Origin of the sequence: Neisseria subflava, assembly GCF_003044935.1 — a bacterium.
GTDB classification, from domain to species: Bacteria; Pseudomonadota; Gammaproteobacteria; order Burkholderiales; family Neisseriaceae; genus Neisseria; species Neisseria subflava_E.
Window position 1 is genome coordinate 920,215 of the sequence record NZ_POXP01000001.1, and the last position, 20,873, is coordinate 941,087.

A 20,873-nucleotide genomic window follows, 5' to 3' on the forward strand; every position below is an offset into this window, starting at 1 on the left:
AACTACATAGGATTTCTTTAAGAAAAGAAAAAAGGAAGCATAAGCTTCCTTTTTAAATAATCTTATCGAATTAAGCAGCCAAAGCAGCTTTAGCTTTTTCAACTAATTGTGCAAATGTAGCTTTGTCGAATACAGCCAAATCAGCTAATACTTTGCGGTCGATTTCGATAGCAGCGCGTTTCAGGCCGTTCATGAATTTGCTGTAAGACAGACCATTTTCACGGGCACCTGCGTTGATACGAACGATCCACAGTTGACGGAATTGACGTTTGCGTTGGCGACGGTCACGGTATGCGTATTGACCGGCTTTCATTACCGCTTGTTTGGCAACACGGTAAACGTTTTTACGACGACCGCGGTAGCCTTTGGCTAACGCGAAGACTTTTTGGTGACGAGCACGAGCGGTAACACCGCGTTTTACGCGTGGCATATTCTAAACTCCTTAAGCGTAGGGCAACATTTTAGCAACAGAAGCCAAATCGCGTGAATCCACCATAGCGGTGCCGCGCAATTGACGTTTAGTTTTAGTGGTTTTTTTGGTCAGGATGTGACTTTTGAACGCATGACCGCGTTTTACACCACCGTTACCCAGTACTTTAAAGCGTTTTTTCGCGCTAGACTTGGTTTTCATTTTAGGCATTGGAAAACTCCATTCGTTATTAGATAAGGTATAAGGGGTTTTGAAATAAATTTCAAACACTTGGATCCCAAAATACCACGGTTTTTGCCGCTAATTAAACCTTATTTCGAGCGGCAATCGAAATAAGCCTTGCATTATAGCTTTATTTTTTCTTAGGCGCAATCATCATCACCATTTGACGACCTTCCATTTTAGGGAAGGACTCGATTTGTGCCACTTCAGCCAACTCTTCTTTTACGCGTTCAAGCAGTTGGGCACCCAATTGTTGATGGGCCATCTCACGACCGCGGAAACGCAATGTCACTTTGACTTTATCACCATCGGCAAGAAAACGGTTGATGTTGCGCATCTTGATTTGATAGTCGCCTTCATCAGTACCCGGACGGAATTTAATTTCCTTGATTTGTACCTGCTTTTGGTTTTTCTTGGCTTCGTCGCGCTTCTTGGCTTGTTGGTATTTGTATTTACCGTAATCCATCAGTTTGCATACGGGCGGTTTGGCAGTTGGGGAAATTTCTACCAAATCGACATCTTGCTCTTCGGCCATAGCCAGAGCTTCACGAACTGAAACGACACCAAGCTGATCGCCTGACTCACTAATTAATCGCACTTCTTTGGCGGTAATTTCACCATTGATTCGTGCTTCGCGTTCTTGAGCGATGATGAATACTCCTATAAAAATTAATGATTGACGAGGGCGTCAGTGATTTCTTGCTGCAATTGTGCAATAAAATCATCTACATTCAAAGAACCCAAGTCTTCTGCTTTGCGGCGTACCGCAACTTTGTTTTCTTGTTTCTCTTTATCGCCGACAACGATTTGATAAGGGAAACGATATTGGCTGTTGTCGCGGATTTTGTAACCGATTTTTTCGTTACGCAAATCCAATTCGACACGGAAGCCAGCTGCCTGCAATTTGGCAGCCACTTCGCGACAATAATCTGCTTGGTTCTCGGTGATATTCATAATCACCATTTGAACCGGCGCAAGCCACAATGGGAATGAACCTGCATGGTTTTCAATCAGAATACCGATGAAGCGCTCCAATGAACCCAAAATAGCACGGTGCAACATTACAGGACGCGCACGGTCGTTGTTTTCTGTTACATATTCTGCATTTAAACGCTCCGGCAATACAAAGTCCAACTGCAGGGTACCGCACTGCCAAGAGCGACCCAAGGCATCTTTAACATGGTATTCAATCTTAGGACCATAGAATGCGCCTTCGCCAGGCAATTCTTCCCACTCCACGCCGCAAGCGGTCAATGCATCACGCAGACCTTGTTCGGCCTTATCCCAAACTTCGTCAGAACCTGCACGTTGTTCAGGGCGGAGGGACAGCTTCACAGCAACATCATGGAAGCCGAATTGTTTGTAAATGCGAACCAACAATTCATTGAATGCGCGTGCTTCATCAACGATTTGATCTTCAGTACAGAAAATATGCGCATCATCTTGCACAAAACCGCGAACACGCATCAGACCATGCAATGCACCGCTTGGTTCATTGCGGTGGCAAGAACCGAACTCGGCCAAACGCATTGGCAAATCGCGATATGAGCGCAAACCGTTATTGAAAATTTGCACATGACCCGGACAGTTCATCGGTTTAACCGCGTATTCGCGTTTTTCGGAACTGGTCACGAACATATTGTCTTTATAGTTTTCCCAGTGGCCGGATTTTTCCCAGAAGGTTTTATCCATAATCTGAGGCGTTTTCACCTCTTTATAACCGGCAGCATTCAGCTCTTTGCGCATATGCTGCTCAATCACTTGCCACAAAGCCCAGCCTTTAGGATGCCAGAACACCATACCCGGTGCTTCATCTTGCAGGTGGAACAAATCCAATTGTTTACCCAGCTTACGGTGGTCGCGTTTTTCCGCTTCCTCGATGCGTTGGATATAAGCCTTCAATTCGTCTTTACTTGCCCAAGCCGTACCGTAAATACGTTGCAACATTTCATTATTGCTGTCGCCGCGCCAGTATGCGCCTGCCAGCTTGGTCAGCTTAAAGTTTTTCAAGAAACGGGTATTGGGAACATGAGGACCGCGGCACATATCGACGTATTCTTGATGATGATACATACCCATTGCTTCCACTTCAGGCATATCTTCAATCAGACGCAATTTGTACTCTTCGCCGCGATCTTGGAAAATTTTGACGGTTTCTGCACGAGGCGTCATCACTTTAATGACGTCATAGTCTTGTGCAATCAACTCTTTCATGCGCGCTTCGATAGCGGCCACATCATCAGGCGTAAATGGTTTTTCAGTTGCAATATCGTAATAGAATCCGTCTTCAATCACCGGGCCGATAACCATTTTTGCATCTGGGTAGAGCTGCTTGACCGCATGACCGACCAAGTGCGCGCAGGAGTGGCGGATAATTTCCACGCCTTCTTTGTCTTTAGGCGTAATGATTTGAACGTGGGCATCTTCGGTAATCGGATCGCAAGCATCCACCAATTTACCGTTAACCTTGCCCGCTACCGTTGCCTTTGCCAGACCTGCACCGATAGACGCTGCAATTTGCGCCACGGTAACGGGTGATTCATATTGGCGGACCGAACCGTCCGGCAAGGTAATGTTCAACATCAGAAAGCTCCAAAACATTAAAAAATAACGGCATAAAGCCGTTATGGAAATTTGGTAGGCACAATTGGACTCGAACCAACGACCCCCACCATGTCAAGGTGGTGCTCTAACCAACTGAGCTATGTGCCTTCATCTAAGTCGCTTATTGTAACGAAGCGTGTTCCCTTTTGCAAGCATCTGTAAATACTTTTCAGACGGCCTGAATATTTTTGTTTGATTTATACCTCATTTTTTATTTCCTCCGTCATTCAGGCCGTCTGAAGCATTGTTTTGACAAAGATAAAATCCGGCCGTCAACCAACGAAAAATCCTTTATAATCTGCCCTTTCATTTCGCACACACGCGAACGTCCAATCTATTATTACTATGCTCAAATTTACCTTACACAAAAAAGACGGTCATGCCCGACGTGGCACTTTGGAACTGAACCACGGCAAAATCGAAACGCCGGTATTTATGCCTGTCGGTACTTACGGTTCAGTCAAAGCGATGAACCCGCAAAACCTGCATGACATCAAAGCACAAATCATTTTAGGCAACACTTACCATCTGTGGCTGCGCCCAGGTTTGGAAGTCATCGAACAATTCGGCGGCCTGCACGAATTTATCGGTTGGAATAAACCGATTTTGACCGACTCGGGTGGTTTCCAAGTATTTTCGTTGTCCGATATGCGCAAGCTGACCGAAGAAGGCTGTACATTCCAAAGCCCGATCAACGGCGACAAACTGTTCCTCTCGCCCGAAGTGTCGATGAAAATCCAAACCGTGTTGAATTCCGACATCGTGATGCAGTTGGACGAATGCACCCCTGGCGAAGCAACGCACAGCCAAGCGCAAAAATCGCTGCAAATGAGCCTGCGCTGGGCGGAACGAAGCAAAAAGGCTTTTGAAGACCTGAAAAACCCGAATGCGCTGTTTGGTATTGTCCAAGGCGCGATGTATGAAGATTTGCGCGAAGAATCGCTGAAAGGCTTGGAAGAGCTCGACTTCCCCGGCTTGGCCATCGGCGGCTTGTCCGTTGGCGAACCTAAGCCCGAAATGTACCGTATGTTGCGCGCCGTCGGCCCTATCCTGCCGGAACACAAACCTCATTATTTGATGGGCGTCGGCACGCCTGAAGACTTAGTGTACGGCGTGGCACACGGCGTGGATATGTTCGACTGCGTTATGCCTACCCGCAATGCACGTAACGGCTGGCTGTTTACCCGTTTTGGCGATTTGAAGATCAAAAACGCCAAACACAAACTCGACAAGCGTCCGATTGATGAAAGCTGCACCTGCTACGCCTGTCAGAATTTCAGCCGCTCCTACCTGCACCATCTGCACCGTGTCGGCGAAATCCTGGGCGCACAGCTCAACACCATTCACAATCTGCACTTCTACCAAGTCATCATGGCAGAAATGCGCGAAGCCATCGAGCAAGGCAAATTTGCCGATTGGCAGGCGCAATTCCATGAAAACCGCGCCCGCGGTGTGGATTAATCCTTTAAAAGGCCGTCTGAAATCAGGTTTGGATTCAAACTGCTTTTCAGACGGCCTCAATATTCTTAATTAATAAAGCACAATCATGTCCCGTTTCCATACCGAACCGCCCTTAGCCTACACCGCACAAAACCGTACCGCCGTCCTGCTGCTCAACCTCGGCACGCCTGACGCGCCGACGGCTGCCGCAGTCAAGCCTTACTTGAAAGAATTTCTGTCTGATCAACGCGTTGTCGAACTGCCCAAGCTCTTATGGCAACCGATATTGCGCGGCTTGGTATTGACTTTTCGCCCGAAAAAAAGCGCGCACGCCTATGAAAAAGTTTGGTTTAAAGAAGGTTCGCCGCTTGAGGTTTACACACACCGCCAAGCAGAAGCCCTAGCCAAACATTTGCCCGATGTCATCGTCCGTCATGCCATGACTTACGGCAATCCAAGCGTTGCCGACGTTTTGGCGGAACTCAAAGCCCAAGGCGTGGGCAAATTGCTGGTCATTCCGCTCTATCCGCAATATGCCGGCTCTTCTACCGGCGCGGCTTTGGATAAAGTGTTCCAAGAGTTATTGCTGCAACGCAACCAAATGAGCGTCCGCACTGTCTCCCGTTATTACGACGATGCCGCCTATATTCAAGCCATGAAGCAGCATATTGAAGCCTATTGGACCCAAAACGGACGCGGCGAAAAACTGATGTTGAGTTTCCACGGTATTCCGCAAAAACATCACGATGACGGCGACCCCTATCCTGACGAGTGCCACCATACTGCCAAACTGCTGGCGCAGGCATTGGGCTTGTCCGAACAAGAATACATCGTTTCTTTCCAAAGCCAGTTTGGTAAATCCCAATGGGTCAAGCCCAGCACGCAAGCCCTGTTTGACCAACTTCCCAAGCAAGGCACGACCAAACTCGACGTCTTCTGCCCCGGTTTCATGGCCGACTGCCTCGAAACCATGGAAGAAATCGCCATTATGGGACGCGAACAATTCCACGCCGCCGGCGGCAAAGAATACCGTTACATCCCCTGCCTCAACGATTCCGCCGACTGGATTGCCGCACTTGCCCAATTAAGCCGGGCCAATCTGCAAGGCTGGATTTGACCTAAACCAAAGGCCGTCTGAAAAATCCACTTTCAGACGGCCTTTAGCGTTATCATCAAGTTATTCAAACGCAAACCAAGCGTGTAGCCATCAAAAACACTACTCAAAAAGGAACACATCATGACTGCACTCCGCCCTATCCTGCTCCTCCTGACCGCACTCAGCATCCCAACCGCTTTTGCCGCTGATGCCACGCTGATGAGCAAAGGACAAAAGATTTACGAAACCAACTGCGCCGCCTGCCACGGCAAAAAGGGCGAAGGCCGTGGCGCCATGTTCCCACCTTTATTCCAGTCCGACTATATCAATAAAAAACCGCAAGTGCTGTTGCAAAGTATGACCAAAGGCATCAACGGCTCGATTAAAGTAAACGGCAAATCCTACAACGGCTTTATGCCTTCTACCGCCATCAACGATGCCGATGTTGCCGCCGTTGCCACTTACATCATGAACGCCTTCAATAATGGCGGCGGTACGATTACTGAAGCAGATGTCAAAAAATCTCACGGGAAAAAATAAAACGTCTCTCCCCTAAAGGCCGTCTGAATATTTCAGACGGCCTTTTCGATATGGAACATATTCTTGTTTCCATATTTATGGTTACGCATCATCAACAAACATACGCAAAAAACCATCAAACCAAAAAAAGCATATGCGTTTTGTGTTAAAGTAAACATTATTTATCGGCTGTTTTGCGTCCAGGCCGTCTGAAAGGTTTTATGTCATGAACTTTTTCCGCAAGACTGTTTTATTTTTAGTCGTCCTCTCCATATTTGCCGCCTGCGGCTCCTTTATTTCCCAATACGTTTTGGGCATGAACCCGTGCGTATTGTGCATCCTGCAACGCTTGTGCGTATTGGCAGTCGGGCTGTTGGCCATTGTTACGGCATTCAGTTCTCAATCTTCCAAATTTGCCCGCTCGCTCTCGGCATTGTTGATTGCCGCTCCGGCCGTTTACGGCGCCGGTGTCGCCGCCTATCAAATTTGGCTGCAAAGCCTGCCGCCCGGCACCGCCCCTTCTTGCGGCGCACCTTGGACCTTCCGCCTGCGCGACTGGCCTTTGTTCGATTGGTTTGAACCTATCGTCCGCGGCTTTGGCAACTGCGCCGAGCCGGACTATCTATTCGGCGTCGCCCTACCGGTGTGGAGTATTTTGTATTTCAGCTTCGTGGTATTGCTGCTGCTTTGGGCTTGGTTGAAAACCAGAAAAATCTGATTGGTTTCGATATAAAAAGGCCGTCTGAAATTTCAGACGGCCTTTTGTTCTTTAAACTGTTTAGTCCAGATTCAACACGGCAGAAGTGTAAACGTCTTGTACGTCGTCCAAATCTTCCAATGCGTCAATCAGTTTTTGCATCTTAACCGCATCTTCGCCGCTCAATTCAGTTTCGTTTTGGGCGCGCATGGTAACGTCGCCGTCAACAGATTTGTAGCCTGCGGCTTCCAAAGCCGATTTCACACCGGCCCAGTCGTTCGGCGCGGTAATCACTTCGATGGAACCGTCGTCGTTGGTGATGACATCTTCCGCACCGGCTTCCAAAGCTGCTTCCATCAGCGCATCTTCGTCAACGCCCGGTTCAAACACCAAATAGCCTTGATGAACGAAGTTGAACGCTACGCAGCCGTCGGTACCCAAGTTACCGCCGTTTTTAGTGAACGCATGGCGCACATCGGCAACGGTACGGGTTTTGTTGTCGGTCAGACAGTCCACCATCAAAGCCGCGCCGCCGATGCCGTAGCCTTCGTAACGCAACTCGATGTATTCCACGCCTTCCAGATTGCCCGTACCTTTGTCGATGGCACGTTGCACGTTGTCTTTAGGCATATTGTTTTCAGCGGCTTTTTCCAAAGCCAGGCGCAGGCGCGGGTTCGCGCCGGGATCGCCGCCGCCCATGCGGGCAGCAACGGTAATTTCTTTAATCAGACGGGTGAAGATTTTGCCGCGTTTGGCATCTTGTCGGGCTTTTTTGTGTTGGATATTTGCCCACTTACTATGGCCTGCCATGTTGATTCCTTTCGTTTTTTCACGCGCTGAGGCGGAATTTGCTTCATTTGTAAGGCGTGCATTTTATCATAAGTTGCCTTTAGCCAAAATATTCAGACGGCCCGAATATTTGCAAAAACAGGCCGTCTGAAAACAAAGAAACTTTTTTAAATAAAGAAGCACATTTGCGGCAAACCTTTGTCAGTTTTTCGTTTTAATTCACGAAGGTTTACGGTATGATGACAAAATCGGTCAAAATTGTTAACAACTTAACCGGTATCGAATGGCAAAACGGCCTGCTCGCCGATATTGCCAAACGCGAAAAATGAGTGGGAGTAGTTACCCGTATCATTTTATTTTTATTGTTTTTATTAAAGGTTTTATTATGGAAGAAATATTGTCTGCTCTGGTGGGTGCAGTCAATCTGGTTCTTTGGGACTACCTGCTGATTTATGCCTTAATCGGTATTGGCCTGTTTTTTACCCTGTACTTGGGCGCGCCGCAAGTGACCAAATTAGGAACAGGTTTCAAATCCGTTTTCGGCGGCTTGTTCAGCAAAAAAGACAAAGACCACGAAGGCAAATCCCTGTCTCAATTTCAAGCGCTTGCCGTAGCGATTTCCGCGCAAATCGGTACCGGTAACGTTGCCGGTGTCGCCACTGCGATTACTGCCGGCGGCCCGGGTGCCATTTTTTGGATGTGGTTGTCTGCCATTTTGGGCATGTCTACCATTTTTGCAGAAGCCGTTTTGGCGCAAAAATACCGCGTGGTCAGCCACGGCAAATACATCGGCGGCCCTGCGTTTTACATCACGCACGGTCTGACCCCGAAAATCGGCCGGGGCGCGGCGCGTTTCCTGTCCGGCTTTTTCTCCATCGCCTTGATTATTGCGCTGGGCTTCATCGGCAACGCAACCCAATCCAATTCCATCGCCTCGGCCATGAATTTGGCTTTCGATATTCCTCCGATGGCTGTCGGCATTGCTTTGGCAGTATTCGCCGGCCTGATCATCATCGGCGGTATCAACCGCATTGCCGGTATCGCGCAATTTGTCGTGCCGTTTATGGCGGTAATTTACATCTTGTGTGCCGTGATTATTTTGTTCAAATTCTCCGACCACATCATCCCGATGTTCCACAGTATCTTTGTTGCCGCCTTCAATCCTGAAGCGGTATTGGGCGGTGCGGCCGGTATCGGTATGCGCGAGGCCGTCCGTTTTGGCGTGGCACGTGGCCTGTTTTCCAATGAAGCCGGTATGGGTTCGACCCCGCACGCTCATGCGACTGCCAACGTCAAACACCCTGTGCAACAAGGTATGGCCGCATTTATCGGTATCTTTATCGATACGCTGATGGTCTGCACAGCAACCGCGCTGATTATCCTGCTGACCGATGCCAACCTGTCCGGCGAAACCGGTGCTGCGGTTACCCAACTGGCTTTTAACAAAGCCTTTCCGGGTTTCGGTTCGCAACTGCTCGCCGTCTGTCTGACCTTCTTCGCCTTTACCACCATCATCGGCTGGTACTACTTCGGCGAATCCAATATCCGCTTCCTGTTCCGCGGCAAACACTTGGGCATCTACCGTGCACTGGTTTTGGTGGCCATCGTACTGGGTACCTTGGGCAAAGTGGATTTGGTTTGGAGTATGTCCGATATGTTCAACGGCTTTATGGTCTTGCCGAACTTAATCGCCCTCTTCCTGCTACGTAAGGAAATCCGTGCGGTTTACGACGATTATCTGGCGCAAACCAAAGCCGGCAAAGAGTTGACCTACAACTACGAATTCCACGAATTCCACGACAAAAACCCAGGTTAACGACAAACAAAAACCTCTCAGTCAAACTGAGAGGTTTTTTTATTTCAGGCCGTCTGAAACTACAACACATAAAAATAAATGCTGATAAATTGCGTCAAACTGCCTGCCAAGACAAATAAGTGCCAGATACCGTGGCCGTGGCGGATTTTCGTATCGTTGATAAACCAATAAATCCCCGCGCTATACAATACGCCGCCCAACACCAGCCAAAATAATCCACCGGTCGAAAGCGACTGTATCAGCGGCCATACCGCCACCACAATCAGCCAGCCCATCAACACATAAATCACCATCGACAGCAGCCGTTTCTCGCTTTTGCGCCCAACCGTCAGCTCTTGAACAATGCCCAGCAAAGCCAGTCCCCACGACACGCCGAAAAGCGACCAGCCCCAGCCGCCGTGAAGGGTAATCAGCGTAAACGGCGTATAGCTGCCTGCAATCAAAAGATAAATCATACAATGATCGACCTTTTGCAAAATCGCCTTGGCTTTCGGCTGCGGAATACTGTGGTATAAGGTTGAACCCAAATACAGAAGCAGCAGGCAGATTCCGTAAGTCAGTGCACCGGCAATCCGATAGCCGTCCGCCGATTCCACCGCTTTCACCAGCATCAGCACCAAGGCCGCCACTGCCAATAAGAAACCGGCCAAATGGCTGTACGCATTAAATCTCTCGCCGTGATACATGAACCATTCTCATTTCTAAAAAACCAAAGTGTACGCGAAGACAGAGGCTTCGTCAGAGAAATCGGTTTAAAAATAAGTTAAAGCGCAAAGGCCGTCTGAAAAACACGGCCTCGCAATATAACAAAAACATCTTTGCAACAAACAAACCATTCTTTCCCTTTTTCAGACGGCCTCACTAAAGTATCGACTATCGCCAAGATTGCAAAGAGAGAAAAAATGTCCATCCAAAACCACCACCTCGACTGGCTCGAAGCCGAGTCTATCTACATCATCCGCGAAGTCATTGCCAATGCCCAAAATCCGGCCTTGCTGTTTTCCGGCGGTAAAGACTCCGTCGTATTGCTGGCGCTTGCCGTCAAAGCCTTCCAAATCGAAGGCCGCCCGCTGAAGCTGCCGTTCAAACTCCTGCACGTCGATACCGGCCATAATTACCCCGAAGTCATCCGGTTCCGCGACGACACGGTCGCACGCACCGGCGTACAACTTGTGGTCGGCAGCGTAGAAGAGTCTATCCGCAAAGGCAGCGTCGTCTTGCGTCGCGAAACCGATTCGCGCAACGCCGCCCAAGCCGTTACGCTAGTTGAAACCATTGAAGAACAAGGCTTTGATGCGCTGATGGGCGGCGCACGCCGCGATGAAGAAAAAGCGCGCGCCAAAGAACGCATCTTCTCTTTCCGCGACGAGTTCGGCCAATGGGATCCCAAAAACCAACGTCCTGAATTATGGTCGCTCTACAATACGCGCCTGTTCCAAGGCGAAAACATGCGCGTGTTCCCGATTTCCAACTGGACGGAATTGGATATCTGGCAATACATCGCACGCGAAAAACTCGCATTGCCGCCGATTTATTACACCCACAAACGCGAAGTTGTCGAACGCAACGGCCTGCTCGTTCCCGTTACCCCGTTGACCCCAAAACGCGAAGGAGAAGTTGCCCAAATCCGCGATGTCCGTTTCCGCACCGTCGGCGATATTTCCTGCACCTGCCCGGTTGCCAGCACCGCCGCCACACCCGAAGACATCATTGCCGAAACCGCCGCCGCGACCATTTCCGAACGCAGCGCCACGCGCATGGACGACCGCGTATCGGAAGCGGCAATGGAAGAGCGCAAAAAACAAGGCTATTTCTAAACCGTTTTTTCAGACGGCCCCTATATATTTCAAACCCGAACAACACGGCAACGCCATCAGCCCCTGCCGTGTTGTTTGCTTTATTATTCTTGCAAATATCATTTAACAACAAAAGCTTAATCGACCATCCTTACCAAGCGACAAACAATAAAACATAAACAAACATGGTATAATGAACGCTTACAGGCAGAGATTTAGACAAAAGTCTCAGGCCGTCTGAAGGAGGAAAAACATGAATCGACGCGTTTATATCGTACATGGCTTTGAAGGCAATCCGCACGGCAACTGGTTTGACTGGCTTTGCGCCCAAGTCAAAAGCACCGGCGCACAAGCAATCTCCCTCGCCATGCCCAATCCCGACAAACCAAGCACGACCGCGTGGCAGTTTACCCTTGACCAGCACATCGGCAAGCCCGATGCCCATACCTTCCTAGTCGGCCACAGTCTCGGCTGCATTACCCTCCTTCACTTCCTCAGCCGCCAACAACCGCAAAAAATCGGCGGCCTGCTGCTTGCTGCCGGTTTTGCCGATACGCTGCCGCCCCTGCCTGCACTCGATGCCTACATTAAAGCAGCGTCCCCCGATTTCGACATCCTGCGCAAAATCGACATGCCCAAACACTGTCTGGTTTCCGACAACGACACCCATGTTCCGCCCGAATTGACTTTGGACATGGCGGCCAAACTCAAAAGTCCTGTTACCCATATTCCCGAAGGCGGCCATTTGATGGCTTCGGACGGCTTTACCCAACTGCCACAGGCTTGGGAAGCACTGAAACCCATGTTGACCGAATAAACACACACTAATCCAGTTTTCAGACGGCCTTGTTTGTCTTCCCTCCCCATAACAGGCCGTCTGAACGACAATAAAAAACAACCTGCCCTTTCAAGCAGGTTGTTTCTTTTTATGCCTCATTGACGGCAAATTTAATATTGCACCGTCCATTCAATCTCGCCGCCGGCCCTCATCGGTACAAGCTCACCATCGCCGTAAGGTACGCTGGCAGGAACGGTTTGCGTTTGTTTGACCAATGTGATGGTATCGGAATTTTCAGGCAGACCGTAGAAACGCGGGCCGTTTTTAGAAGCAAAGGCTTCCAGTTTATCCAACGCGCCTGCTTTCTCAAACACTTCGGCATAAAGCTCAATGGCAGTCATCGCGCTGAACATACCGGCGCAACCGCAAGCATTTTCTTTGGCAGTTTTGGCATGTGGCGCAGAGTCCGTGCCGAGGAAGAATTTGTGCGCCTTATCGCCGGTAACAGCGGCAACCAAAGCCTGACGGTGGGTTTCGCGTTTGAGAACCGGCAAGCAGAAATGATGAGGGCGCACGCCTCCGACCAAAAGGTCGTTGCGGTTGAGCAGCAAGTGTTGCGGCGTCACAGACGCAGCCACATTATCGCCGGCTTCCAATACCAGTCGGGCAGCCTCGGCAGTAGTGATGTGTTCAAACACGACTTTGAGGTTGGGCACTTGTGTTAAAACTGGCTTCATCACGCGCTCGATAAAGGCAGCCTCGCGGTCGAAAATATCAATTTCAGGATCAGTGACTTCGCCGTGAACCAAGAACAAAATGCCCTGTTTCGCCATTTCTTCCAACACGGGAATCAGCTTAAACAAGTCGGTCACGCCGGAATCGGAATTGGTGGTCGCGCCTGCAGGATAGAGTTTAAAAGCCACAATACCGGCAGCTTTGGCTTCACGCACGAGTTCGGGCGTGGCGTTGTCGGTCAAATAAAGCGTCATCAACGGCTGGAAGGTGCTGCCTTCAGGCAGGGCGGCCATAATGCGCTCTTTGTATGCTTGGGCATCGGCAACGCTGATGACGGGCGGCTTCAGGTTGGGCATGATAACCGCGCGGCCCATTTGTCGGGCGGTGTACGGGGCAACGGCTTTGAGTGCGTCGCCGTCGCGCAGGTGTAAGTGCATATCGTCGGGACGGATGATGGTCAGGGTTTGCATAGCTTACTTTCGAGTGGTTTGGTTTGATAATGTTTCAGACGGCCTTTATTCGGCGGTAACGGTTTCTATCGATTTGATGTTTCAATCGTCAACTGATCTAAGGTAAAACGGCGGCCTTATTGTCGTAAGAATGATGGGTCAAATAAAAAACAGCCTGTACTGGAAAATGCTCGGATGACGTTATTTTAACGGTCAGCAAGGTTTCTTTCGGACTACCGGACGCGCGCCATGCGTAGGAAATCTGACGCATAGGCAATGGGGTTTCCGCCAAATTATCGGCACGCAACTCAGCGTTCAAACCTTGTGGCGGATTTTCTGCCAAAGCCAAAAATTGTTTAAAAATCAGATGGTCATCGGCTTTAGCCGTGCGCACGCTGCAACTGTCTTCAGTCAGGTTCAAATAATAATCTGCGCCGTTTTCCGTTTTCTTCCAAATGCTTAATGCCTCCAAATCCATCATTCCGGCAGGCAAATCGGCAATATCTTTTTTCGACAATAAAACCAGTTTGTTGGCATTGGCAAACTCGCCGACAAGGGCGGCATCGCCGTCTGCGGCCACGCAGCTTTGGCGGAACAAGTCGGTTACATTTTGGGCATAATCGGCAGCGTTCTGCGGCGAAACGCCTTCATTGCCGCATGCACTGAGGCAGACAGCCAATACAGCGAGAGACAATGCGACGGCTTTAGACATTTCAGACGGCCTTTATTTATGTTTCAACACCAGCTTGAACACGCCGTCGGCCTCGCTCGATTCCAACAAGACATGTCCGGTCTGACGGCAAAACGCTTCAAAATCGCCGGGCGCGCCGCCATCAGTAGCCAATACGGTCAGCACTTCGCCTTCCTGCATTTGCGCCAAAGCTTTTTTGGCACGCAAAATCGGCAGAGGGCATTTCAAACCGATGACATCCAGAGTTTGTGTATTCATGATGAAAACTCGTCATATTAATTAGAATTAACGTCAATTATACCGCACTTACTTGCACCCCACCCTGCAAGCCCATAAAATAAAGCCGTTTTTCACTTTGGAGCTGTCTATGCGCCGTTTTGCCCTTCTCGCTCTCAGCCTTGCCGCAACTCAAGCATTTGCTTTGGGTTTCAGCCAAAAGGATACGCTGACCAACACGCGTTATCAGGAAAGCCCTGAAGAAGTTGCCGCACGCGAATTTAAAGAACACAAAGCCGAGTTGCCGCCCTTGCCCGATACCCAATCGGGCGATTGGTTCGACCTCTATGTCAACGAAACCTACGGCAAGCAGCCCAAAATCCTGCTCAGCAGCCTGCAAATCATGCCTGCGCCTGACAACAGCATCCGCTACGTCTTGAACGTGCGCTCCGACAAAGGCTACGACAACCTCTCCGTCGAAGGCCTCTATTGCGCCCGCACGTCCTTTACTTACAGCAACGACAAGCGTTCATCTTACAAAGTATTCGCTTACGGCGACACAGTAAACCACCGCTGGATCGAGCCGCGTAAAGGCGATTGGAAGCTGATCGGCAATGCGTTCAGCCGCAACGATGCCCTGCACACCGCCCTGTATCAGGCATTCTGTATCGACGGTATGCCGACAACGGTTGAAGGCTTGGTACAACGTTTGAAAGAACGTGGTGGCCGTCACGGCACAACACTGACCAACCACGACAAATAAACTGCTTTAATCAAGAAAAAGGCCGTCTGAAATTTTTCAGACGGCCTTGTCTTTCAAGACGGCTTAGAATTTGTGATACAGGCCCACAGAAGCGGCTTTTTGTTCAACGCCGCCTTTGTTGGCTGCAGTCAGACGGGTTTTGTTGCCGACTTTCAGATACGCCAGTTGGGCATTGATGCCGGTGCGTTTGCTGAAGGTGTATTGGCCGCCGACAACGACTTGGTCGAATTTATCCACCAATTTCTCGCCGCTGTTCACGCCCTGGGCAGGCCAGCCGTGTGCGTAAGTAATGCGTGGGGTCACGTTGCCGAATTTGTAGCCGACAGTTACCGCTGCATCAACCACTTTCACGGCTTCAGATTTGCCTGAATCGACAGTAATGTCACTACCCTTGTACTGATTAAAACCATCGGTGAAATAACCTAAATATTCGTTGCCTGTCTCATGACCTTTGGCATAGTGTACGCCGCCGCCGACAAAGAGATTGTCTTTGTCGTAATAAGTTTCAACTTTGGCAATTTGTGCCGCTTTGACTTTGCCTGAATTGTCGGTGTACGCGCCGTTGTAGTGGCCGTAAGCCGCATTGGCAGTAAAGCCGTTTTTAGAGAAGCTCACGCCGCCGGTGTATTGGTCTTTGGCCGGTTTGGTGTGCGTGTATTTGTCTGAAGGATTGCGGTTGTCGCGCGGTGCGTAAGACACGTTGAATTTGAATCCGCCGAAATCCGGGCTGTCGTAGCGTACAGCGGCGTTGCGGTTGCCGGTACGGGTAAAGATGCCCAAGCCTGCGGCATTGGTTTTGTACATCCATGGATCGATGGTGTCCATTTCGTTCAGCATATTGCTGAGTTTACCGGCGCGAATCTTACCGAAGTTACCTTGCAGGCCGATGAAGGAATCACGAGTGGCAAAACCTTGGGAACCGCCGGTAATGGCCGTTTTTTGTTCAACTTGCCAGATGGCTTTCAAATCGCCGCCCAAGTTCTCGCTGCCTTTGAAACCGATACGGGAGGTATTGTCATTGATGCTGGTTGCGGTAGAGCTGGTTTCAGAACCTGCGTCACCTTTGATTTTGACCTGACCGACGGTCACGCTGCTTTTGATTTGACCATACAGAATCACTTCTGCAGATGCAGCCAGCGGCAAACCGGCAATAACCAAAGCGATAATCGATTTTTTCATTATTCTCTCCAAAACAAAGTTAAAATCTCGTGAAAACACGTTTAGCAATATTAATGTTTTCCAACGCTACAAACAACTACTTTCATCTTGATAAGCACTTTTATTCATTAGAGTTTAGACTTTTTACAACATTTTCAAATAAAACAGGCCGTCTGAAAGAAATTTCAGACGGCCTCTCCCATTCAAAGTTACTGCAAGGACAATCATCCCTCTTATTGCAATCATTTAATCAAAAATGATTGCTTGATAAATGTTTGCCATATATCAACTCAACATTCCCAAATTGCCACTATCATTAACTTTCTTCTTATGAAGAAGTTTTTTTATATCAATAATTTATTTGGTATAAATTTTTTCTTTTACCTAATATAAATAAACAGGAGCCCTTATGTTGAACAAACATCTCTTTTTATCTTTGCTAATGGCTGTCTCTACTGCAACGGTATCCGCCGAAACCCATCATGCACATTGGTCTTACACAGGTGAAAACGATGCTGCACACTGGGGCGATTTGAGTGAAGACTTTGCTGTCTGCAAAACAGGCAAACAGCAATCTCCAGTGGACTTCTCCACGACAAAAACAGTAAAAGGCAAACAACCGGCATACCGTTACAACGTCGCCGACTACAAAGTAGAAAATAACGGCCATACCCTTCAAGCTACGCCGCAAGGCAAGGCTCAAACCATCGTGATTAACGGTAAAACCTATACCTTCAAACAATTCCACTTCCATACGCCGAGCGAACATACTTTCAAAGGCAAACATTTCCCGATGGAAGCGCATTTCGTCCATCAAGCCGAAGACGGTACTTTGGCGGTCATCGGCTCTGTATTTAAACCGGGCAAAAACAACCCTGCCTTGTCTGCACTCACTGCTAAAAAACTGAAAGCAGGCGAATCCGTAACGTTGAAAAACTTGAATATCCAAGCCCTGCTGCCTAAAGATAGCAAGTCCTTCCAACTGAAAGGCTCCCTGACAACGCCGCCTTGCAGCGAAAACGTGACTTGGGTTGTCTTAAAAACTCCGGTTCAGGCAGATGCGGCGCAGTTTAAAGCCATGCGCGACATTATCGGCGGCGAAAACAACCGTCCCGTACAACCTTTGAACGACCGCGAAGTCAATGAAGACAAATAACTTCTAAGGCCGTCTGAAAACAAAAAAACACCCGGATAACGGGTGCTTTTTCAATCACATCAATCAGGCTTTTTTGTTACCCAACGCGGCTTTCACAAACGCACTGAACAAAGGATGGCCTTTGCGCGGATTGGAAGTAAATTCCGGATGGAACTGACACGCGAAGAACCAAGGATGATTTGGCAATTCGATGGTTTCAACCAAACGCTCGCGGCCTGAGGATACGCCGCCGATGACCAAACCGGCTTTTTCCAACTGAGGAACATAGTTGTTGTTAACTTCGTAGCGGTGGCGATGGCGTTCGCGGATATGTTCGCTGCCGTAGATTTTTGCGGCAAGGCTGCCCGGTTTGAGGTCAACTTCTTGTGCACCCAGACGCATGGTGCCGCCCAAATCGGCAGATTCGTCACGGGTTTCTACGCTGCCATCGGCAGTTTGCCATTCGTCAATCAGGGCAACGACAGGCGCGGCGCATTTCAAGTCAAACTCGGTAGAGTTCGCACCTTTCAAGCCTGCAACATCGCGGGCGTATTCGATCAGGGCAATTTGCATGCCCAAGCAGATGCCCAAGTATGGTACGTTGTTTTCACGCGCATAGCGTACGGCGGCAATTTTGCCTTCTACGCCGCGTGAACCGAAGCCACCCGGCACCAAAATCGCGTCCATGTCTTTGAGCATGGAAACGTCGCCATTGCCCTTCTCGATGCTTTCGCTGTCGACAAAGGTAATTTGTACGTCGGTTTCAGTGTGAATACCAGCGTGTTTCAGGGCTTCGATCAATGATTTGTAGGACTCGGTCAAATCAACGTATTTACCGACCATCGCAATTTTGACGGTATGTTTCGGATTTTGAATCGCATGAACGATTTTCTTCCATTCGGTCAAATCGGCTTGTTTGACATTCAGCTGCAACTGCTCGGTAATAATGCTGTCGATGCCTTGGTTGTGCAGCATTTCAGGGCATTCGTAGATGCTGTCCACATCGTAGCTGCCCACGATGGCACGTTCTTCAACGTTACAGAACAAAGCAATCTTACGGCGCTCGTCCGCAGGCATTTCTCTGTCCATACGGCAGATCAGGATGTCAGGTTGCAAACCGATGCTCAACATTTCTTTAACGGTATGCTGGGTTGGTTTGGTTTTGATTTCGCCGGCGGCGGCAATGTAAGGAACATAGCTCAGGTGGGCAAACAATGTATTGTTGCGGCCGAGCTGGCTGCGCATTTGGCGGATGGCTTCCAAAAAAGGCAACGATTCGATATCGCCGACTGTACCACCGATTTCGACAATCGCCACATCATAACCGGCCGCGCCTTCATGGATACGGCGTTTAATTTCATCGGTAATGTGCGGAATCACTTGTACGGTACCGCCCAAATAGTCGCCGCGACGCTCTTTGGCAATCACGTTTTCATAGACTTGGCCGGTACTGAAGCTGTTGCGGCGGGTCATGGTGGCGTTGATGAAACGCTCATAGTGACCGAGGTCGAGGTCGGTTTCCGCGCCGTCATCGGTTACGAATACTTCGCCGTGTTGAAACGGGCTCATGGTACCCGGGTCAACGTTGATATACGGGTCAAGCTTAAGCATGGTCACGTTCAAGCCACGCGACTCGAGAATAGTAGCAATAGAAGCGGCGGCGATACCTTTACCCAAAGAAGATACAACGCCGCCGGTTACGAAAATGAATTTAGTCATGATGTGATACCCATGTTGGAATGTGTGATTTTAACTTGAAGCAGCATATTCTGGCAAACGGCAAAAGCTTCAGGCCGTCTGAAAACAGCGTTTTCAGACGGCCTTATCATACTAATTCTATATATCAGCGCAACTCGCGGCGCAGGATTTTGCCAACGTTGGATTTTGGCAACTCGTCGCGGAATTCGATGTCTTTCGGCACTTTATAAGCAGTCAGCTCTTTACGGCAGAAATCGATCAGTTCTTCCTTGGTCAAAGACGGATCTTTGCGTACGACGAAGACCTTAATCGCTTCGCCGGTTTTCTCGCTTGCCACGCCGATACAGGCAACTTCCAAGACTTTGTCGTTGCTGGCCACCACTTCTTCGATTTCGTTCGGATATACATTGAAACCGGATACCACAATCAAATCTTTTTTGCGGTCCACCAGCTTCAGCCAGCCTTTTTCATCCATCACGGCAATGTCACCGGTCTCTAAAAAGCCGCGTGCATCGATTGCTTTGGCGGTTTCTTCAGGACGGTTCCAATAGCCTTTCATCACTTGCGGACCGCGTACCCACAATTCGCCCGGCTGTCCGATAGGCACTTCTTTGCCGTCCGCATCACGTAATTCGACTTCAGTCGAAGGAACCGGCAAACCGATACCGCCGCTGTAAGCCTCGATATTCAAAGGATTGCAACATACGCCTGGGCTGGCTTCGGTCAAACCGTAAGCTTCCACAATCGGCGTACCGGTGATTTTTTTCCATTTTTCCGCTACGGCTTTTTGCGTTGCCATACCGCCGCCCAAAGTCAGCTTCAAACGGGAAAAATCGACTTCGGCGAAATCCGGACGGTTAACCATCGCATTAAACAGGGTATTCACACCGATGAACACGCTAATCGGTTCTTTTTTCAATTCACCGATAAACCCCTTCATATCGCGCGGATTGGTAATCAGGATGATTTTAGAACCGGTATTCGCAAAGATCATCAGGTTTACCGTCAAGGCAAAGATATGATAAAGCGGCAACGCGGCAATAACCGTTTCTTTGCCTTCGTGCAGGCTGTTTTTAATCCATTCTTTTGCCTGCAACATATTGGCGCAGATATTGCCGTGACTGAGGACGGCGCCTTTCGCCAAACCGGTTGTACCGCCTGTATATTGCAGCAAGGCAGTATCGTCGCGCGTCAACTCGACTGGTTTGAACGCATTTGCCGCACCTTGCTTCAAGGCCGTCTGAAAAGTCACGGTATTGGGAATGCGGTATTCCGGCACCATTTTTTTTACTTTGCGGATGACAAAGTTCATCAACGCGCCTTTAATCATGCCGAACATCTCGCCGACCGACGCGACAATCACATGTTTGATTTGCGTACGCGGCAACACCAGCTCCAGCGTATTGGCAAAGTTCTCCAACACGACAATCGTTGTCGCGCCGCTGTCTTTCAACTGATGCTCCAACTCGCGCGGCGTATAAAGCGGATTCGTATTCACTGCCACCAAACCTGCCTGCAAAATACCGAAAAGTGCAATCGGATATTGCAAAACGTTCGGCATCATAATTGCCACACGCTCACCGCGCGGCAGTTTCAATACGTTTTGCAGGTAAGACGCAAAATCAGTCGCCAACTTGCCCACTTCGGCATAAGTCAGCGTTTTGCCCATGTTTTGAAAAGCAGGTTTATCCGAGAATTTCTCAACACTTTGACGGAATACGTCGCTGATGGAGCTGTATTGAGAAATATCGATTTCAGGGTTTACGCCTTGTTCGTAGCTTTTGAGCCAGAGTTTTTCCATATTGATCAGTCTTTGTTTTAGTCGTTTTTTGAAATCAAGG

21 protein-coding genes and 1 tRNA gene are annotated in these 20,873 nt (G+C 49.2%); 9 read left to right on the plus strand and 13 right to left on the minus strand.

The annotated features are described in order from the left end of the window. Positions 1-70: 70 nt before the first annotated feature. The 5 genes from rplT to DBY95_RS04460 form a co-directional block, all read right to left on the minus strand. On the minus strand, positions 71-430 hold the full coding sequence (gene rplT, locus DBY95_RS04440; RefSeq protein ID WP_107723514.1) for a 50S ribosomal protein L20: 360 nt from the start codon (positions 428-430) through the stop codon (positions 71-73). Between the two features lie 12 nt (positions 431-442). Next, positions 443-640, minus strand: a complete 198-nt coding sequence (gene rpmI, locus DBY95_RS04445; RefSeq protein ID WP_003675505.1) for a 50S ribosomal protein L35 — start codon at positions 638-640, stop codon at positions 443-445. 142 nt (positions 641-782) lie between these two features. Continuing rightward, positions 783-1,304: a translation initiation factor IF-3 gene (gene infC, locus DBY95_RS04450; RefSeq protein WP_079453677.1), complete on the minus strand. Its 522-nt coding sequence runs from the start codon at positions 1,302-1,304 to the stop codon at positions 783-785. Positions 1,305-1,321: 17 nt separating this feature from the next. Then, the gene (gene thrS / locus DBY95_RS04455; RefSeq protein WP_070843132.1) at positions 1,322-3,235 is read right to left on the minus strand and encodes a threonine--tRNA ligase; all 1,914 of its coding nucleotides are present in this window, start codon (positions 3,233-3,235) and stop codon (positions 1,322-1,324) included. Between the two features lie 52 nt (positions 3,236-3,287). Next, a tRNA-Val gene (locus tag DBY95_RS04460) sits at positions 3,288-3,364 on the minus strand. A gap of 237 nt (positions 3,365-3,601) precedes the next feature. On the opposite strand from DBY95_RS04460, the gene tgt reads away from it, so the two are divergent. The 4 genes from tgt (at position 3,602) to DBY95_RS04485 (ending at position 7,029) form a co-directional block, all read left to right on the plus strand. Next, positions 3,602-4,717 carry a tRNA guanosine(34) transglycosylase Tgt gene (gene tgt, locus DBY95_RS04465; RefSeq protein WP_107723515.1) on the plus strand — a complete coding sequence of 372 codons (1,116 nt, stop codon included), beginning with the start codon at positions 3,602-3,604 and terminating at the stop codon, positions 4,715-4,717. Positions 4,718-4,802: 85 nt separating this feature from the next. Continuing rightward, the gene (gene hemH, locus DBY95_RS04470; protein ID WP_107723516.1) at positions 4,803-5,813 is read left to right on the plus strand and encodes a ferrochelatase; all 1,011 of its coding nucleotides are present in this window, start codon (positions 4,803-4,805) and stop codon (positions 5,811-5,813) included. Between the two features lie 120 nt (positions 5,814-5,933). Further along, positions 5,934-6,332, plus strand: a complete 399-nt coding sequence (locus DBY95_RS04475; protein WP_070843112.1) for a c-type cytochrome — start codon at positions 5,934-5,936, stop codon at positions 6,330-6,332. Positions 6,333-6,537: 205 nt separating this feature from the next. Next, positions 6,538-7,029, plus strand: a complete 492-nt coding sequence (locus tag DBY95_RS04485; RefSeq protein WP_039864291.1) for a disulfide bond formation protein B — start codon at positions 6,538-6,540, stop codon at positions 7,027-7,029. Positions 7,030-7,089: 60 nt separating this feature from the next. Here the strand turns inward: DBY95_RS04485 and DBY95_RS04490 are convergent, their stop codons facing one another. After that, the gene (locus DBY95_RS04490; protein ID WP_049329917.1) at positions 7,090-7,818 is read right to left on the minus strand and encodes a YebC/PmpR family DNA-binding transcriptional regulator; all 729 of its coding nucleotides are present in this window, start codon (positions 7,816-7,818) and stop codon (positions 7,090-7,092) included. 364 nt (positions 7,819-8,182) lie between these two features. On the opposite strand from DBY95_RS04490, the gene DBY95_RS04495 reads away from it, so the two are divergent. After that, entirely contained in the window at positions 8,183-9,613 is a 1,431-nt protein-coding gene (locus DBY95_RS04495) for an alanine/glycine:cation symporter family protein (protein WP_107723517.1), read from the plus strand. A gap of 59 nt (positions 9,614-9,672) precedes the next feature. Here DBY95_RS04495 and trhA read toward each other — a convergent pair whose 3' ends face one another. After that, positions 9,673-10,299, minus strand: coding sequence for a PAQR family membrane homeostasis protein TrhA (gene trhA, locus DBY95_RS04500; protein WP_107723518.1), 627 nt, complete (start codon positions 10,297-10,299; stop codon positions 9,673-9,675). A 198-nt stretch (positions 10,300-10,497) separates the two neighbouring features. Here trhA and cysD point away from each other — a divergent pair, with 198 nt between their 5' ends. Together cysD and DBY95_RS04510 are read left to right on the plus strand one after the other, a co-directional pair. After that, positions 10,498-11,430: a sulfate adenylyltransferase subunit CysD gene (gene cysD, locus DBY95_RS04505; RefSeq protein WP_107723672.1), complete on the plus strand. Its 933-nt coding sequence runs from the start codon at positions 10,498-10,500 to the stop codon at positions 11,428-11,430. 232 nt (positions 11,431-11,662) lie between these two features. Beyond that, positions 11,663-12,226, plus strand: coding sequence for an RBBP9/YdeN family alpha/beta hydrolase (locus DBY95_RS04510; protein ID WP_003681918.1), 564 nt, complete (start codon positions 11,663-11,665; stop codon positions 12,224-12,226). Between the two features lie 131 nt (positions 12,227-12,357). On the opposite strand, the gene pyrC is transcribed toward DBY95_RS04510, so the two are convergent. The 3 genes from pyrC to DBY95_RS04525 all read right to left on the minus strand — a co-directional run bounded on the left by pyrC (position 12,358) and on the right by DBY95_RS04525 (position 14,320). Then, positions 12,358-13,392: a dihydroorotase gene (gene pyrC / locus DBY95_RS04515; protein ID WP_107723519.1), complete on the minus strand. Its 1,035-nt coding sequence runs from the start codon at positions 13,390-13,392 to the stop codon at positions 12,358-12,360. A 97-nt stretch (positions 13,393-13,489) separates the two neighbouring features. Further along, entirely contained in the window at positions 13,490-14,083 is a 594-nt protein-coding gene (locus tag DBY95_RS04520) for an NMCC_0638 family (lipo)protein (protein ID WP_107723520.1), read from the minus strand. A gap of 12 nt (positions 14,084-14,095) precedes the next feature. After that, positions 14,096-14,320 (minus strand): sulfurtransferase TusA family protein, encoded by a 225-nt coding sequence (locus tag DBY95_RS04525; protein ID WP_003681929.1) that lies wholly within the window; start codon positions 14,318-14,320, stop codon positions 14,096-14,098. 109 nt (positions 14,321-14,429) lie between these two features. Between DBY95_RS04525 and DBY95_RS04530 the strand changes: the two genes are divergently transcribed. After that, positions 14,430-15,041 (plus strand): CNP1-like family protein, encoded by a 612-nt coding sequence (locus tag DBY95_RS04530; protein WP_063067910.1) that lies wholly within the window; start codon positions 14,430-14,432, stop codon positions 15,039-15,041. A 63-nt stretch (positions 15,042-15,104) separates the two neighbouring features. Here DBY95_RS04530 and DBY95_RS04535 read toward each other — a convergent pair whose 3' ends face one another. Then, on the minus strand, positions 15,105-16,220 hold the full coding sequence (locus DBY95_RS04535; protein ID WP_107723521.1) for a porin: 1,116 nt from the start codon (positions 16,218-16,220) through the stop codon (positions 15,105-15,107). Between the two features lie 388 nt (positions 16,221-16,608). Between DBY95_RS04535 and DBY95_RS04545 the strand changes: the two genes are divergently transcribed. Beyond that, entirely contained in the window at positions 16,609-17,355 is a 747-nt protein-coding gene (locus DBY95_RS04545) for a carbonic anhydrase (protein WP_070607861.1), read from the plus strand. A 63-nt stretch (positions 17,356-17,418) separates the two neighbouring features. Here DBY95_RS04545 and DBY95_RS04550 read toward each other — a convergent pair whose 3' ends face one another. Together DBY95_RS04550 and DBY95_RS04555 are read right to left on the minus strand one after the other, a co-directional pair. Beyond that, complete coding sequence (locus tag DBY95_RS04550; RefSeq protein WP_107723523.1) at positions 17,419-19,053, minus strand: CTP synthase; 1,635 nt, start codon at positions 19,051-19,053, stop codon at positions 17,419-17,421. A 124-nt stretch (positions 19,054-19,177) separates the two neighbouring features. Further along, positions 19,178-20,833, minus strand: coding sequence for an AMP-binding protein (locus DBY95_RS04555; RefSeq protein WP_107723524.1), 1,656 nt, complete (start codon positions 20,831-20,833; stop codon positions 19,178-19,180). Positions 20,834-20,873: the final 40 nt, after the last annotated feature.

What these genes read in the sequence shown, in the direction of transcription:
- rpmI (WP_003675505.1), bottom strand. Translation starts at nt 640, where the DNA reads ATGCCTAAAATGAAAACCAAGTCTAGCGCGAAAAAACGCTTTAAAGTA.
- thrS (WP_070843132.1), bottom strand. Translation starts at nt 3,235, where the DNA reads ATGTTGAACATTACCTTGCCGGACGGTTCGGTCCGCCAATATGAATCA.
- DBY95_RS04485 (WP_039864291.1), top strand. Translation starts at nt 6,538, where the DNA reads ATGAACTTTTTCCGCAAGACTGTTTTATTTTTAGTCGTCCTCTCCATA.
- DBY95_RS04475 (WP_070843112.1), top strand. Translation starts at nt 5,934, where the DNA reads ATGACTGCACTCCGCCCTATCCTGCTCCTCCTGACCGCACTCAGCATC.
- trhA (WP_107723518.1), bottom strand. Translation starts at nt 10,299, where the DNA reads ATGTATCACGGCGAGAGATTTAATGCGTACAGCCATTTGGCCGGTTTC.
- DBY95_RS04520 (WP_107723520.1), bottom strand. Translation starts at nt 14,083, where the DNA reads ATGTCTAAAGCCGTCGCATTGTCTCTCGCTGTATTGGCTGTCTGCCTC.
- DBY95_RS04535 (WP_107723521.1), bottom strand. Translation starts at nt 16,220, where the DNA reads ATGAAAAAATCGATTATCGCTTTGGTTATTGCCGGTTTGCCGCTGGCT.
- DBY95_RS04555 (WP_107723524.1), bottom strand. Translation starts at nt 20,833, where the DNA reads ATGGAAAAACTCTGGCTCAAAAGCTACGAACAAGGCGTAAACCCTGAA.
- DBY95_RS04525 (WP_003681929.1), bottom strand. Translation starts at nt 14,320, where the DNA reads ATGAATACACAAACTCTGGATGTCATCGGTTTGAAATGCCCTCTGCCG.
- tgt (WP_107723515.1), top strand. Translation starts at nt 3,602, where the DNA reads ATGCTCAAATTTACCTTACACAAAAAAGACGGTCATGCCCGACGTGGC.
- DBY95_RS04510 (WP_003681918.1), top strand. Translation starts at nt 11,663, where the DNA reads ATGAATCGACGCGTTTATATCGTACATGGCTTTGAAGGCAATCCGCAC.
- DBY95_RS04490 (WP_049329917.1), bottom strand. Translation starts at nt 7,818, where the DNA reads ATGGCAGGCCATAGTAAGTGGGCAAATATCCAACACAAAAAAGCCCGA.
- pyrC (WP_107723519.1), bottom strand. Translation starts at nt 13,392, where the DNA reads ATGCAAACCCTGACCATCATCCGTCCCGACGATATGCACTTACACCTG.
- hemH (WP_107723516.1), top strand. Translation starts at nt 4,803, where the DNA reads ATGTCCCGTTTCCATACCGAACCGCCCTTAGCCTACACCGCACAAAAC.
- rplT (WP_107723514.1), bottom strand. Translation starts at nt 430, where the DNA reads ATGCCACGCGTAAAACGCGGTGTTACCGCTCGTGCTCGTCACCAAAAA.
- DBY95_RS04545 (WP_070607861.1), top strand. Translation starts at nt 16,609, where the DNA reads ATGTTGAACAAACATCTCTTTTTATCTTTGCTAATGGCTGTCTCTACT.
- DBY95_RS04495 (WP_107723517.1), top strand. Translation starts at nt 8,183, where the DNA reads ATGGAAGAAATATTGTCTGCTCTGGTGGGTGCAGTCAATCTGGTTCTT.
- DBY95_RS04550 (WP_107723523.1), bottom strand. Translation starts at nt 19,053, where the DNA reads ATGACTAAATTCATTTTCGTAACCGGCGGCGTTGTATCTTCTTTGGGT.
- DBY95_RS04530 (WP_063067910.1), top strand. Translation starts at nt 14,430, where the DNA reads ATGCGCCGTTTTGCCCTTCTCGCTCTCAGCCTTGCCGCAACTCAAGCA.